This window comes from Enterobacter sp. fkY84-1 (genome assembly GCF_052974705.1).
The window spans coordinates 4,349,650-4,363,926 of sequence record NZ_CP169393.1 but is presented as its reverse complement, the minus strand read 5'-3'; the positions used below and the strand labels follow the sequence as shown (position 1 = coordinate 4,363,926).

At 58.3% G+C, this 14,277-nt stretch carries 12 protein-coding genes; 4 read left to right on the top strand and 8 right to left on the bottom strand.

From position 1 onward, the window contains the following. Positions 1-2: 2 nt before the first annotated feature. Positions 3-2,081, top strand: a complete 2,079-nt coding sequence (gene malQ / locus ACEPLT_RS20940; RefSeq protein ID WP_232929187.1) for a 4-alpha-glucanotransferase — start codon at positions 3-5, stop codon at positions 2,079-2,081. An 87-nt stretch (positions 2,082-2,168) separates the two neighbouring features. Here the strand turns inward: malQ and gntT are convergent, their stop codons facing one another. The 3 genes from gntT to gntX all read right to left on the bottom strand — a co-directional run bounded on the left by gntT (position 2,169) and on the right by gntX (position 5,122). Further along, the gene (gene gntT, locus ACEPLT_RS20935; protein ID WP_232929189.1) at positions 2,169-3,485 is read right to left on the bottom strand and encodes a gluconate transporter; all 1,317 of its coding nucleotides are present in this window, start codon (positions 3,483-3,485) and stop codon (positions 2,169-2,171) included. Between the two features lie 316 nt (positions 3,486-3,801). Further along, positions 3,802-4,377, bottom strand: coding sequence for a Fe-S biogenesis protein NfuA (gene nfuA / locus ACEPLT_RS20930; RefSeq protein ID WP_008503055.1), 576 nt, complete (start codon positions 4,375-4,377; stop codon positions 3,802-3,804). A 61-nt stretch (positions 4,378-4,438) separates the two neighbouring features. Continuing rightward, a complete protein-coding gene (gene gntX / locus ACEPLT_RS20925) occupies positions 4,439-5,122 on the bottom strand; it encodes a DNA utilization protein GntX (RefSeq protein WP_128301786.1) in 684 nt (227 codons plus the stop codon). A 35-nt stretch (positions 5,123-5,157) separates the two neighbouring features. On the opposite strand from gntX, the gene bioH reads away from it, so the two are divergent. Continuing rightward, positions 5,158-5,940, top strand: coding sequence for a pimeloyl-ACP methyl ester esterase BioH (bioH, locus tag ACEPLT_RS20920; protein ID WP_008503053.1), 783 nt, complete (start codon positions 5,158-5,160; stop codon positions 5,938-5,940). On the opposite strand, the gene feoC is transcribed toward bioH, so the two are convergent. The 5 genes from feoC to greB form a co-directional block, all read right to left on the bottom strand. Then, entirely contained in the window at positions 5,912-6,151 is a 240-nt protein-coding gene (gene feoC, locus ACEPLT_RS20915; RefSeq protein WP_008503052.1) for a [Fe-S]-dependent transcriptional repressor FeoC, read from the bottom strand. The two genes, bioH and feoC, sit on opposite strands and share 29 nt — an antisense overlap. Positions 6,152-6,163: 12 nt before the next feature. Next, positions 6,164-8,482, bottom strand: a complete 2,319-nt coding sequence (gene feoB / locus ACEPLT_RS20910) for a Fe(2+) transporter permease subunit FeoB (RefSeq protein ID WP_021242189.1) — start codon at positions 8,480-8,482, stop codon at positions 6,164-6,166. A 30-nt stretch (positions 8,483-8,512) separates the two neighbouring features. Next, entirely contained in the window at positions 8,513-8,740 is a 228-nt protein-coding gene (gene feoA, locus ACEPLT_RS20905; protein ID WP_008503050.1) for a ferrous iron transporter A, read from the bottom strand. Positions 8,741-9,059: 319 nt separating this feature from the next. Next, positions 9,060-11,390, bottom strand: coding sequence for a Tex family protein (locus ACEPLT_RS20900; protein WP_232929190.1), 2,331 nt, complete (start codon positions 11,388-11,390; stop codon positions 9,060-9,062). 88 nt (positions 11,391-11,478) lie between these two features. Beyond that, positions 11,479-11,952, bottom strand: coding sequence for a transcription elongation factor GreB (gene greB / locus ACEPLT_RS20895; protein ID WP_008503048.1), 474 nt, complete (start codon positions 11,950-11,952; stop codon positions 11,479-11,481). Between the two features lie 228 nt (positions 11,953-12,180). Here greB and ompR point away from each other — a divergent pair, with 228 nt between their 5' ends. Continuing rightward, complete coding sequence (ompR, locus tag ACEPLT_RS20890; protein WP_001157751.1) at positions 12,181-12,900, top strand: osmolarity response regulator transcription factor OmpR; 720 nt, start codon at positions 12,181-12,183, stop codon at positions 12,898-12,900. After that, positions 12,897-14,243: a two-component system sensor histidine kinase EnvZ gene (gene envZ / locus ACEPLT_RS20885; protein ID WP_008503047.1), complete on the top strand. Its 1,347-nt coding sequence runs from the start codon at positions 12,897-12,899 to the stop codon at positions 14,241-14,243. Before ompR ends, envZ begins: the two co-directional genes overlap by 4 nt. The last annotated feature ends 34 nt before the right edge of the window (positions 14,244-14,277 follow it).

Sequence of the window (14,277 nt, the reverse complement as noted above, 5' to 3'; positions counted from 1 at the left end):
CGATGGAGAGTAAACGTCTGGACAGTGCCGCGCAGGCGGCGGGAATTAGCCTCAGTTACATTAATGCTCACGGCAAACCACAGTCTATTGGCGCCGACACCAAAAGACGTTTGCTGGATGCCATGCACAAAACCGACGCGAAAGCGTCGGCTGCGCCGGTGCCGAACGTGAAGGTATTCACCGCAGGTAAAAAGATGCCGCTCGCGGTGGAAGGGCGCGGCGAGTTTAGCTGGCTGCTCACGACCGAAGAGGGGCATCAGCACAAAGGCCACGCCACCGGCGGCAAAACCCTTAACCTTCCGGCGAAGCTGCCGGAGGGCTACCACACCCTGACGCTCACCCAGGACGATCGGCGTTTCCACTGCCGGGTGATCGTCGCGCCAAAACGCTGCTACGAGCCGCAGGCGCTGCTCGAAGGGAAAAAGCTGTGGGGCGCCTGCGTGCAGCTCTATACGCTGCGCTCCGACAGCAACTGGGGGATCGGTGATTTTGGCGATCTGAAGAACATGCTGGCATCCGTGGGCGAGCGCGGCGGCGAGTTCATCGGCCTCAACCCGATCCACGCCCTCTATCCGGCCAACCCGGAGAGCGCCAGCCCGTACAGCCCGTCCTCCCGTCGCTGGCTGAACGTGATTTATATCGACGTTAACGCCTTAGATGACTTCAAAAACAGCAAAGAGGCGCAGGCCTGGTGGAAACTCAGTACCACGCAGCAGGCGCTGAAGCAGGCGCGCGAAGCCGACTGGGTGGACTATTCCACCGTCACGGCGCTGAAAATGGCCGCGCTGCGTCTGGCGTGGAAAGGCTTTTCGCAGCGCGATGACGAGCAGATGGCGGCGTTCCGCCAGTTCGTGACGCAGGAGGGCGAGAGCCTGTACTGGCAGGCGGCGTTCGATGCGCTGCACGCGTATCAGGTGAAAGAGGACGAAATGCGCTGGGGCTGGCCGGTCTGGCCTGAAGCGTATCAATCCGTCGACACGCCGGAAGTGAAAGCGTTCTGTAAAAAATATGCTGATGAAGTGGACTTCTACCTGTGGCTGCAGTGGCTGGCGTACAGCCAGTTTGCCGCCTGCTGGCAGGTGAGCCAGGGCTATAAAATGCCGATTGGCCTGTACCGCGATCTGGCCGTCGGTGTGGCAGAGGGCGGCGCGGAAACCTGGTGCGACCGTGAACTCTACTGCCTGAAGGCCTCCGTCGGCGCGCCACCGGATATCCTGGGGCCGCTCGGCCAGAACTGGGGCTTACCGCCGATGGACCCGCACGTCATGGCGGCGCGCGCCTACGAGCCGTTTATCGACCTGCTGCGCGCGAACATGCAGAACTGCGGGGCGCTGCGTATCGACCACGTGATGTCCGTGCTGCGCCTGTGGTGGATCCCGTACGGTGAAACGGCGGATCACGGGGCGTACGTGCAGTATCCGGTTGACGATCTGCTGTCGATCCTGGCCCTGGAAAGCAAGCGTCACCAGTGCATGGTGATCGGTGAAGATCTCGGTACCGTGCCGGTGGAGATTGTCAGCAAGCTCCGCGACAGCGGCGTCTACTCCTATAAAGTGCTCTATTTTGAAAACGACCATGAGAAAACCTTCCGCGCGCCGCAAGCGTACCCTGAACAGTCAATGGCAGTCGCGACGACGCATGACCTTCCTACGCTTCGTGGCTATTGGGAAAGCGGCGATCTGACCCTTGGCAAAACGCTGGGCCTGTATCCTGACGAAGAGGTGTTACGCGGTCTTTATCAGGATCGCGAGCTCTCCAAACAGGGGCTGCTGGATGCGCTGCATAAGCATGGCTGTCTGCCGAAGCGTGCCGGGCATAAAGCGTCGCTGATGGCGATGACTGCGACACTCAACCGCGGTTTGCAGCGCTATATTGCCGACAGCAACAGTGCCCTGCTGGGCCTGCAGCCGGAAGACTGGATTGATATGGCGGAGCCGGTGAACATTCCGGGTACCAGCTATCAGTACAAGAACTGGCGTCGTAAGCTGTCCACCACGCTTGAGGCGATGTTTGCCGATGACGGGGTGAACAGGCTGATCAAGGATTTGGATAAGCGGCGAAAAGCTGCTGGTAAGAAGTAATAAAAAACCCGCCAGTGGCGGGTTTTTTATTATCAGGTGGTGCTCATGTAGGTCGGGTAAGGCGTAGCCGCCACCCGACTTAGGGCATCAGACCACCTTATTCAGCAGCAGCACCCCGACCAGACCGCACACCGAAATAATGGTTTCCAGCGCGGACCAGGACTTGATGGTTTCACCGATCGTCAGGTTGAAGTACTCCTTGAACAGCCAGAAGCCCGGATCGTTTACGTGAGAGAAAATCACGCTACCGGAACCGACGGCGATAACCATCAGCTCAGGGCTCACGCCCGTGGTGGCAATCAGCGGCGCAACGATGCCGCCTGCGGTGATCGCTGCAACGGTCGCAGAACCCAGCGCAATACGCAGAACCGCGGCAATAGACCAGGCCATCAGGAGCGGCGACACGTTGGTTTCATGCATCATGGCAGCGATGTATTTGTCCACGCCGCTGTCGACCAGAACCTGTTTGAACGCACCGCCACCGCCGATGATCAGCAGCATCATGGCAATGATTTTGATGGAAGAGGTCAGCGTGTCGTTGATCTGATCCATGGAGCGGCCGCGGTTCAGACCGAAAGTGAACATCGCGATCAGCACGGCAATCAGCGTTGCCATCACCGGGTCACCCAGGAATTCTGCAACGGACAGGAACGCATGACCTTTTGGCAGAACCATCTCTGCCACGGCGCGCATCGCCATCAGGATCACCGGTACCAGAGAGGTCCAGACGCTGACGCCAAAGCCAGGCATCTCTTCTTCGGTGAAGGTTTTGGCGCTGTACAGACCTTCCGGAATCGGCTTATCAATGCCTTTCAGGAAGCGGGCATAAACCGGGCCTGCCAGAATCACCGTTGGGATCGCCAGAATCGTACCGAACAGCAGGGTTTTACCCATGTCGGCGTGGAAGATGGTCGCGATAGCGGTTGGGCCCGGGTGCGGCGGCAGGAAGCCGTGGGTCACGGACAGCGCCGCGGCCATTGGCACACCGACATACAGCAGCGGGATGCTCGCGGCAGCCGCAATGGTGAACACCAGCGGCAGCATCAGCACGAAGCCTACTTCATAGAACAGCGCGAAACCAACGGTAAAGCCGGTTAACACCACTGCCCACTGAATGTTCTTCTTACCAAATTTGTCGATAAGCGTGGTGGCAATACGCTGGGCGCCACCGCAGTCCGCCAGCATTTTACCGAGCATGGCGCCGAAGCCCATGATCAGCGCCAGGCTGCCGAGCGTGCCGCCGACACCGGCTTTAATCGAGCTGATAACTTTAACCAGCGGCATCCCCTGCATCAGACCGACTGCAAGTGCCACCAGAACCAGAGCGATAAATCCGTTCATTTTGAAGCGGATCATCAAGAGCAGTAATAACACAACACCGATAGCAACGATGACTAATGGCATGATTTACCTGGCCTTTGAATTGTTATGGGTAACGTCATTGTTTCAACGACAAATTCCGGTTGTCCCAACTGGGAACAGAGAAGTAACGGCACTAATACTGATGCCTTTTAAACGATTAAGTTTAGTCGGCTGTTATGAGTGTGCTTAGTGCCCATGGGAATGATACGGGTAACATGGCGTGATTGAGAATCACCCTGGAAGGCAAAATGTGAATTATGAGACGCAGGTCAACATATAGAGGGGAGTGAAGAGGGGGAGCAGGGTTTTGTAGGCCCGGTAAGCGCAGCGCCACCGGGCAATACAGACGGGCAATGAATCAGTAGTAAGAGTGCTCGCCGCGCTGGTGTTCGGTCAGGTCACGCACGCCTTTCAGTTCCGGGAACTCGTTCAGCAGCTGCTTCTCGATCCCTTCTTTCAGGGTGACATCGACCATTGAACAGCCGTTACAGCCGCCGCCAAACTGCAGAATGGCAAAACCTTCGTCGGTGATTTCCATCAGGGAAACACGACCGCCATGGCCAGCCAGCTGCGGGTTAATCTGGGATTGCAGCAGATACTCAACGCGCTCCATCAGCGGAGCATCGTCAGACACTTTACGCATTTTCGCGTTCGGCGCTTTCAGGGTCAGCTGAGAACCCAGCTGATCGGTGACGAAGTCGATCTCCGCATCTTCAAGATACGGTGCGCTCAGCTCATCAACATAGGCGGTGAGCTGTTCAAATTTAAGGGCAGTGTCGGTGGCTTCCACGGCGTCCGGAGGACAATAAGAAACACCACATTCTGCATTCGGCGTGCCTGGATTGATCACAAACACACGGATCTGCGTCCCTTCTTCCTGATTTGCCAGCAGTTTGGCAAAGTGCGCTTGTGCAGAATCGGAAATACGGATCATAGCTTTGGCCTAATAGTTGACTAAATTACCTGGGTATAATCATACGCCCATTGAAGAAGGGCTACAAGGTACGGCACAGACACCATACCTGAACCGACGCGGCGCCGCTTTGCAAAAGCAGTCGGGAAAGTTCAGCAACGGTACTGCCTGTGGTGACGACATCATCCACAATCGCGATATGGAGACCGTCGACCGGCAATTCAAGGCGAAAGGCATTTTTGAGGTTTCTTTTGCGAAGCCGGGCGCTGAGCTGATGCTGGATGGCGGTGGCATGAACACGTGTCAGCGTGCGGGCATCATACTGACAGCCAAGCCACCGGGCGAGGGGACGGCAGATCAGGTCGCTCTGATTGTAACCGCGTCGCCAGTGGCGGCGTCGGTAGAGGGGGACATTCACCACCCTGTCGATTTTCGGCAATGCGCGGTGGCGCCGCGCCTGCAAAACCGCCAGCAGTAGCAGTCGCGCAAGGGGCTGTGCCAGGGAACTTTGACCGGAAAACTTCAGCGCGTGAATCAGCCTGCTCAGCGGCGGAACATAATCATCCACCGCCACCAGCGCGCTCCACGGCGGGGATTTTTTCAGGCACCGGCCACAGGGCAAAGAGGGATTTGTGGCCGGTAAACCACATTGTGGACAGATCCCGATACGCCATTGCAGCGATCGCGTACAGACGGAGCAGATGCCCCACCTGCTGAGTGCCAGCGGCATTCGGCATAGCCAGCACAACCCAGGTACTGTTAGCATGTGCAACCTCCATGTGAAAAAGAGAACAGTAACTGATGAAGACGCTGTGGTGGCAGACCGTCGGAACGGGAAATTGCCATCTTGTGCTGCTGCACGGATGGGGACTGAATGCTGAGGTGTGGCGTTGCGTAAGCGAGGAACTTGCCTCGCAATTTACGCTGCATCTGGTGGATTTGCCGGGTTATGGCCGCAGCCGCGGCTTTGGCGCGATGTCGCTTGATGAGATGGCGCAGCAGGTTCTGGACGCCGCGCCGCAAAACGCTGTCTGGCTGGGCTGGAGCCTGGGCGGGCTGGTGGCAAGCAAGATTGCGTTGGATAACCCCGGGCGCGTGAGCGCGCTGGTTACCGTTGCCTCGTCACCCTGCTTTAGCGCGCAGGACGCGTGGCCGGGGATCAAGCCTGAAGTGCTGGCAGGATTCCAGCAGCAGCTAAGCGACGATTTCCAGCGGACGGTGGAGCGTTTTCTCGCGCTGCAGACGATGGGTACAGAAACCGCGCGTCAGGACGCGCGCACGCTGAAGCAGACCGTGCTGTCGCTGCCGATGCCTGACGTTGAGGTGCTTAACGGGGGGCTTGAGATACTCAAGACGATCGATCTGCGTGAACCGCTGGCGTCGCTGGCGCTTCCGCACCTGCGTATGTATGGCTATCTGGACGGACTGGTTCCGCGTAAGGTGGTTCCACTGCTGGATAACCTGTGGCCGGAAAGCCAATCAATGGTGGTCGCTAAAGCGGCACACGCGCCATTTATCTCACATCCTGGCGAGTTTTGTTCGGCGCTGTCCGCCTTTATTCGCGCAGTGCCCACCACTCCCTGAGGCAGGCTTTTCCTTCCGGGCAATGTTTACAGCTGCCGGACAGACAACCGTCCGGCTCTTCCTGAATGCGCACCGCTTTCCCCATGGCTTCCAGTCTTTCCAGCATGGCGTCGATCATCGGCTGCGGCGTATGCAGGCTGAGGCTCAGCTGTTTCGCCTCCATTCGCCCCTGCAGTGCCAGCAGGTCACGAACCTGAATCAACGATGCCATGGGGTGTGCTCCTTAGTGACAGTCGCCTGCCGGGCTGTTGCAGCAGGTCGCCGCGGTTTTACGGTTTGCCAGCAGGTCGATGTCGACGCGACTGCGTGCCCGCCGCAGCAGGCCGAGAACGATCACGTTAAACAGCACAACCGCGAGAATGCAGACCAGGCTGTAGCGCGGGTGCTGGCTGAAATTGACGGTTTGATAAAACAGCGTCGCCAGCGAATACGCGATGTTTAATCCCCAGAGGATGGAGAAGCCCATCCAGCCGCGGCTGGACTCGCGGGCAATCGCCCCCATCACGGAGATGCATGGAATATAGAGCAGAACGAAGATGAGGTAGCTGTAGGCCGCGGACGCGCTGCCAAACTTCTCGCCCATCACGCCCATGGCACCGGTCGCCATCTCGCCGTCGCCTTTGCTCGCCTCAATCGGGTTCGCCAGCACGCTCAGGCTGAAGGTGTCCTTCAGGCTCTGCCAGGTTTCCTCTACGGCACCCAGCAGTTCGTCACCGAGGTGAAACTCCGCCGGATTAAATTCCTGCTCCTGAATGTTCTCGGCGGTGTAGAGCGTGTTCAGGGTACCGACAACCACCTCTTTTGCCATCGCGCCGGTAAACAGCCCGACGGTTGCCTGCCAGTTATCCTCATGCACGCCAATTGGTTTGAAGACCGGCGTGATGACGCGGCTGACGGAGGCGAGGGCAGAGTCGTTAATGTTATCCGCTGCCTGTCCACTCAGGGTAAAGCTGTTCAGGGCGCTCAGGAAAACGCTGACGATGACAATCACCTTACCAGCGCGCAGGACGAAGCCTTTCAGGCGCTGCCAGGTCTGGATCGCCAGGCTTTTCAGATGGGGGACGTGGTACACCGGCAGCTCCATCACGAACGGTGACGCTTCACCGCGCATGATGGTGTGTTTCAGCATTAAGCCGGTCAGGATCGCCATCACGATGCCCAGGACATACAGCGAGAAGACCGCCAGCGCGCCCTGCTGGCCAAAGAAGGCTGCCGCAAAGACCGCAAAGATCGCCAGTCGGGCACCGCAGGACATAAACGGCGCCATCATGATGGTCATCAGACGCTCGCGCGGTGCATCCAGCGTGCGCGCGCCCATCACCGACGGCACGTTACAGCCGAAGCCGACGATCAGCGGGACGAAGGATTTGCCCGGCAGGCCCAGCGCCTGCATCAGACGATCCATCACGAACGCCGCGCGCGCCATGTAGCCGGAATCTTCCAGGAACGAGAGGAACAGGTACATCATGCCGATCTGCGGCACCAGCGGTAGAACGGTATTGATACCGCCGCCGATCCCCTGCGCGAGGAAGATGGTGAGCCATTCCGGGAAGTGCAGGGTGTAGCCCACCCACTGAATGCCGTGCACGAAGACCGCGACGGAACCGGCGTCAAAAATCGGCTGCAGCGCGCCACCGATGTTAATGGCGAGCAGGAACATCACGTACATCACCAGCAGGAAGATGGGCAAACCGAGGAAGCGGTTGAGCACAATCTTATCCACCGCCGCCGTAAAGCGGCTGGGTTCCGCCGTCAGCGCGTTACTGACCACGTCGCAGATCGAGGCGATAGCCTGGTAACGGGCATCGGCGATGTGCAGCGCCGGGTCGTCCAGCTCGTCGCTAAGACGGGCCACCGTCACGTCCAGCTTATCGGCCGCATGACCGGCATAAGCGCGGCTGTAAATATCCCCTTCCAGCATCTGCAGGCCAAGCCACAGGCGCTGTTTCGCAGGCATGGCTTTGTCCATCTCCTGCGCCAGCACGTTGGCTTCGCGCAGGAGAGGCTGGGCGTAGTGCACCAGCTCAACGTCGCGATTTCCCGCGTGACGGTCAATGGCCAGCTTCAGCGCATCAATACCGCGCGCGCGCGTCGAGACCAGCGGAACGACCGGGCACCCGAGGCGCGCGGAGAGGGCATCAACGTCGATGCGTAGCTTTTGTTTCTCTGCGATGTCGAGCATGTTGAGCGCCACGATGCAGGGGATACCCAGCTCCAGCAGCTGCAGCGTCAGATAGAGGTTACGCTCGAGGTTCGAGGCATCGACCACGTTGATCAGCAGATCCGCGTCGCCGCCAAGAATGTAGTGACAGGCTATTTGCTCATCGAGCGAAGTTTGCGACGAAATGGTGGTTAAGGAGTAGGTACCGGGAAGGTCAACCAGCGTCACCTGGTTGTCTGTCGTCGTGAACTGGCCCTCTTTACGCTCAACCGTTACGCCCGCCCAGTTGCCCACGCGCTGGCGAGCCCCGGTCAGCTGGTTAAAAAGCGTAGTCTTGCCGGAATTAGGATTGCCAATTAAGCCAATAGTTAACTTTTTCATTTTTCTGGACTCACTGAAACCGCTGGCTTGTTATCGGGATAAGGCTTCGACTTCTATTAACGCGAGGTCTTTTTTACGCAGGACCAGATTCACGCGTCGGGTTTCGATATGAACCGGATCGCCTAACGGCGCCACGCGTACGACCTGGAATGACGAGCCGGGCAGCATGCCAAGCGACAGCAGCTTTTGCCGATAGGCCGGGCTAATTTCGCGGGTAAAACCGGTAATCTTCCATGCACTGTCTGGAGTGAATTGCATAACGCCTGATTCCACGAAAGGTTAAATTATCTACTATGCGATGATAATGAGAATAGTTTTTATCAGCAATATTAAAACTGTGACGGAATGTTGTTTACGGTATTAATTTACGGCCTGTTTGACCTTGCTCAATATTTGCTGAAATGCCGGGAAAACGAAAAGAGAGGTATTTGTTAACGGGGTGATAATTCGTGGTTTAAATATGGCTACACGCTATTTATTTTAATTCCCTGCGGCCTGCTTGCCGGGCGGCACTGCGTTTGCCCGGCCTACAAAACCGTAGGCCCGGTAAGCGTAGCGCCACCGGGCATGTACAACCTTAGCGTTTTTTACCCATCGCGGCCGCCAGCGCATCCATCATCGCGCTGTTGCCTGCAGGCTGGGCGTCACGTCCACGCGGCTTCGCGGCTTTCGCGGCCGGACGCTGCTGCTCGCGGCCCCCGCCGTTGCCGCCGCGGCGCGCGCTGGTGTCACCCGGCTGCTCGTCCAGACGCATGGTCAGGGCGATACGCTTGCGCTGCAGATCCACTTCCAGCACTTTGACCTTCACGATGTCGCCCGCTTTGACCACGGTGTGCGGGTCTTCAACGAACTTGTCGGCAAGGGATGAGATATGGACCAGGCCATCCTGATGCACGCCGATATCCACAAACGCGCCAAAGTTGGTGACGTTGGTCACCGCACCTTCCAGCACCATCCCTGGCAGCAGGTCGTTCATGGTCTCGATACCGTCAGCAAAGGTCGCCGTTTTGAACTCAGGACGCGGATCGCGGCCCGGTTTTTCCAGCTCTTTAATAATGTCGGTAACGGTTGGCACACCAAATTTGTTGTCAGTGAAATCAACGGCTTTCAGGTTGCGCAGGGCGCTGCTGTCGCCCATGAGATCCTTCAGCGCCTGCTGGGTGGCGGCCAGGATGCGTTCCACCACCGGGTACGCTTCCGGGTGAACGGTGGAGGCATCGAGCGGGTTATCGCCGTGGTTGATGCGCAGGAAGCCCGCGCACTGCTCAAACGCTTTTGGCCCCAGACGGCTTACCTTCAGCAGCTGCTGACGGTTCTGGAACTGGCCGTTCTCATCGCGCCAGGCGACGATGTTTTGCGCCATCATGCGGGTTAAGCCCGCTACGCGGGTCAGCAGAGGGACGGAGGCGGTGTTCAGGTCAACGCCAACGGCGTTTACGCAGTCTTCCACCACCGCGTCCAGCTTGCGCGCCAGCTGAGTCTGGCTCACGTCATGCTGATACTGGCCCACGCCGATCGATTTCGGATCGATCTTCACCAGTTCCGCCAGCGGATCCTGCAGGCGGCGAGCGATCGAGACCGCACCGCGCAGGGAAACGTCCAGGTCCGGGAACTCCTGGGCCGCCAGCTCGGACGCAGAATAGACGGACGCCCCGGCCTCGCTGACGATCACTTTCTGCGCCGTCACTTTCGGGAACTGCTTCTGCACGTCGAGATAGAAACGTTCGGTTTCGCGGGACGCCGTACCGTTGCCGATGGCGACAAGTTCGACGTTGTATTTTTCGCACAGCGCCGCCACCACGACGGCCGCTTTCGCTGCCTGGCCGGTGTGCGGATAGATGGTGTCGGTGGCGACCAGCTTGCCGGTGCCGTCAACGACAGCGACTTTTACACCGGTACGCAGACCCGGATCGAGACCCATGGTCGCGCGCAGGCCAGCAGGGGCGGCCATCAGCAGGTCGTGCAGGTTGCGGGCGAAGACGTTGATGGCTTCATCTTCGGCGCGTTCGCGCACGGTGCCCATCAGCTCGGTTTCGAGGTGCATCAGCACCTTGATGCGCCAGGTCCAGCTCACCACGCCTTTGCGCCAGCTGTCAGCCGGGGCGTTGTTCAGGCGCAGGCCAAGATGGTCGATGATGATCTGCTCGCAGTGGCTCTCTTTCGGCGGCTCGTCAAACTGCGGGTCGGCGTTCAGGGAGAGCTGCAGCACGCCTTCGTTACGGCCGCGGAACATTGCCAGCGCGCGGTGGGAAGGGGTGGTGGAAATCGGTTCGTGGTGATCGAAGTAGTCGCGGAATTTCGCGCCTTCTTCCTCTTTACCCGCGACGACGGTAGAGACGATGTGGGCGTTCTTCCACAGATAATCACGCACTTTAGCGAGGAGGGCGGCATCTTCAGCGAAGCGCTCCATCAGAATGTAGCGTGCGCCGTCGAGGGCGGCCTTGGTGTCCGCTACGCCTTTGTCGGCGTCGATGAATTTCGCCGCTTCGGTATCCGGATCGTGGGACGGCTCGTTCCACAACAGGTCGGCCAGCGGCTCAAGACCCGCTTCAATTGCAATCTGTCCGCGCGTGCGGCGCTTCGGCTTGTACGGCAGATAGAGGTCTTCGAGTTCGGTTTTGCTCAGGGTGCCATTGATGGCGCTTTCCAGTTCGCTGGTCAGCTTGCCCTGTTCGCCGATGGATTTGAGAATCGCCTGACGACGTTCTTCCAGTTCGCGCAGATAACCGAGACGGGTTTCCAGGTTACGCAGCTGCGTGTCATCCAGACCGCCGGTGACTTCCTTACGATAGCGTGCAATAAACGGCACGGTGTTCCCTTCATCAAGCAGGCGAACGGCAGCTTCTACCTGTTCGGCTCTGGCCTGAAGTTCACCCGCAATAATGCGGCAGAGCGAATCTTTCATCATGGCTTTATCATCTGTTGAGTCGAAAAAATCAGGGGATAGTTATACGGGCTGACACGGCAAAATGCCAGCCGGGGAGGGCGCTCTCGGACTATTTTACGTAGACGATCTCATTAACGTACCAGCTGGCTTCACCGGCTGGGGTTTGCACGACGGCCAGATCGCCCACTTCCTTTTTCAGCAGCGCGCGGGCCATCGGGGAGTCGATGGAGATGTAATCCTTACGACCAAAAATTTCATCGTAGCCGACGATGCGAAAACGCAGGGTGTCACCGTCGTCGTTTTCAATCTCCACCCACGCGCCGAAAAAGACTTTGCCCTCCTGCTGCGGGGAGTAATCGACGATTTTCAGGTTCTCAAGGCACTTCGTCAGATAGCGTACACGGCGGTCAATTTCGCGCAGCCGCTTCTTGTTGTACTGGTAGTCAGCGTTTTCGCTGCGATCGCCCAGGCTCGCGGCCCAGGTCACCTTTTTGGTCACCTCAGGACGCTCTTCGCGCCAGAGGAAATCCATCTCTTTTTTGAGCTTCTCGTACCCTTCGCGGGTGATCAGGGGCGTTTTCATGGTGCTGCCTTTGCTGCCGGTTCTCTGTTTTGCGCACAATACGTACCACACAGTGTAACAGACAGGATTAATAATAATTTATATGGTGAAATGAAAAGATAAGCTGCTGTTAAATATGCTTTGTAACAATTTCGACTAGAATTTATACCAGAATTAACTGGTCGAATACGTGCACTTTTTTAGAATACGCTGTTACAAAGACTATCCGAACCTTTGGGAGTACACACAATGCAAGAAAACTATAAAATTCTGGTCGTGGATGACGACATGCGCCTGCGTGCGCTGCTGGAGCGTTATCTGACCGAGCAGGGCTTCCAGGTTCGCAGCGTCGCGAACGCTGAGCAAATGGATCGTCTGTTGACCCGTGAATCTTTCCATCTGATGGTTCTCGACCTGATGCTGCCAGGCGAAGACGGGCTCTCTATCTGCCGCCGTCTGCGCAGCCAGAGCAACCCGATGCCGATCATTATGGTAACGGCGAAGGGCGAAGAAGTTGACCGTATCGTGGGCCTCGAAATCGGCGCCGACGACTACATTCCAAAACCGTTTAACCCGCGTGAACTGCTGGCGCGCATTCGCGCCGTGCTGCGCCGTCAGGCGAACGAGCTGCCGGGCGCACCGTCGCAGGAAGAAGCCGTTATTGCCTTCGGCAAGTTCAAGCTGAACCTCGGCACGCGCGAAATGTTCCGTGAAGACGAGCCAATGCCGCTCACCAGCGGCGAGTTCGCGGTGCTGAAAGCGCTGGTTAGCCACCCGCGTGAGCCGCTCTCCCGCGACAAGCTGATGAACCTGGCGCGCGGTCGCGAATACTCCGCAATGGAACGCTCCATCGACGTGCAGATCTCCCGTCTGCGCCGCATGGTGGAAGAAGATCCGGCGCATCCTCGTTATATTCAGACCGTGTGGGGTCTGGGCTACGTGTTCGTCCCGGACGGCTCTAAAGCATGAGGCGAATGCGCTTCTCGCCGCGAAGCTCGTTTGCCCGCACCCTGTTACTGATCGTCACCCTGCTGTTCGTCAGCCTGGTGACGACCTACCTGGTGGTGCTGAACTTTGCGATCCTGCCGAGCCTCCAGCAGTTTAATAAGGTCCTGGCCTACGAAGTGCGTATGCTGATGACCGATAAGCTGCAGCTGGAGGACGGCACGCAGCTGGTTGTTCCCCCGGCGTTTCGTCGTGAAATCTACCGTGAACTGGGCATCTCGCTCTATTCGAATGAAGCGGCGGAAGACGCGGGTCTGCGCTGGGCGCAGCACTACGAATTTCTCAGCCAGCAGATGGCGCAGCAGCTGGGTGGCCCGACGGAAGTGCGCGTCGAGGTCAACAAAAGCTCGCCCGTTGTCTGGCTGAAAACCTGGCTGTCACCCAACATCTGGGTGCGCGTCCCGCTGACCGAGATCCATCAGGGCGATTTCTCGCCGCTGTTCCGCTATACCCTGGCGATTATGCTGCTGGCGATAGGCGGAGCCTGGCTGTTTATCCGAATACAAAACCGACCGCTGGTCGACCTGGAGCACGCTGCGCTGCAGGTCGGTAAAGGCATTATTCCTCCTCCGCTGCGCGAGTATGGCGCCTCGGAAGTCCGCTCGGTGACGCGTGCGTTTAACCATATGGCGGCAGGCGTGAAGCAGCTGGCGGATGACCGTACGCTGCTGATGGCGGGCGTGAGCCATGACCTGCGCACCCCTCTGACGCGTATTCGTCTGGCGACGGAGATGATGGGGGAAGAGGACGGTTATCTCGCCGAGTCCATCAACAAGGACATCGAAGAGTGCAACGCCATCATCGAGCAGTTCATCGACTACCTGCGCACCGGCCAGGAGATGCCGATGGAAATGGCGGACCTGAACGCGGTGCTGGGTGAAGTGGTGGCGGCAGAAAGCGGCTACGAGCGTGAAATTGATACTGACCTTCAGGCCGGTGAAATTCAGGTTCGTATGCACCCGCTCTCCATTAAGCGCGCGGTGGCGAACATGGTGGTCAACGCGGCGCGCTACGGCAACGGCTGGATTAAGGTCAGCAGCGGGTCTGAGCTCAACCGCGCCTGGTTCCAGGTGGAAGACGACGGCCCGGGCATTAAACCCGAGCAGCGTAAGCATCTGTTCCAGCCGTTTGTGCGTGGCGACAGCGCACGCAGCACCAGCGGTACGGGCTTAGGCCTGGCGATTGTGCAGCGTATTGTGGATAACCATAACGGGTTGCTGGAGATTGGTACCAGCGAGCGGGGCGGGTTGAGCATTCGCGCCTGGTTGCCGGTTCCGGTCACGCGGGGGCAGGTGAAAGAGAGTTGAAAAAAGGGTGGCACGAGCCACCCTTTTTTGCAGG

Bases quoted from the DNA above. Each gene is read 5' to 3' on its own strand.
- malQ (WP_232929187.1), top strand. From the start codon at position 3: ATGGAGAGTAAACGTCTGGACAGTGCCGCGCAGGCGGCGGGAATTAGC.
- ACEPLT_RS20900 (WP_232929190.1), bottom strand. From the start codon at position 11,390: ATGATGAAAGATTCGCTCTGCCGCATTATTGCGGGTGAACTTCAGGCC.
- nfuA (WP_008503055.1), bottom strand. From the start codon at position 4,377: ATGATCCGTATTTCCGATTCTGCACAAGCGCACTTTGCCAAACTGCTG.
- feoC (WP_008503052.1), bottom strand. From the start codon at position 6,151: ATGGCATCGTTGATTCAGGTTCGTGACCTGCTGGCACTGCAGGGGCGA.
- bioH (WP_008503053.1), top strand. From the start codon at position 5,158: ATGAAGACGCTGTGGTGGCAGACCGTCGGAACGGGAAATTGCCATCTT.
- gntX (WP_128301786.1), bottom strand. From the start codon at position 5,122: ATGCTAACAGTACCTGGGTTGTGCTGGCTATGCCGAATGCCGCTGGCA.
- gntT (WP_232929189.1), bottom strand. From the start codon at position 3,485: ATGCCATTAGTCATCGTTGCTATCGGTGTTGTGTTATTACTGCTCTTG.
- envZ (WP_008503047.1), top strand. From the start codon at position 12,897: ATGAGGCGAATGCGCTTCTCGCCGCGAAGCTCGTTTGCCCGCACCCTG.
- feoB (WP_021242189.1), bottom strand. From the start codon at position 8,482: ATGAAAAAGTTAACTATTGGCTTAATTGGCAATCCTAATTCCGGCAAG.
- greB (WP_008503048.1), bottom strand. From the start codon at position 11,952: ATGAAAACGCCCCTGATCACCCGCGAAGGGTACGAGAAGCTCAAAAAA.
- ompR (WP_001157751.1), top strand. From the start codon at position 12,181: ATGCAAGAAAACTATAAAATTCTGGTCGTGGATGACGACATGCGCCTG.
- feoA (WP_008503050.1), bottom strand. From the start codon at position 8,740: ATGCAATTCACTCCAGACAGTGCATGGAAGATTACCGGTTTTACCCGC.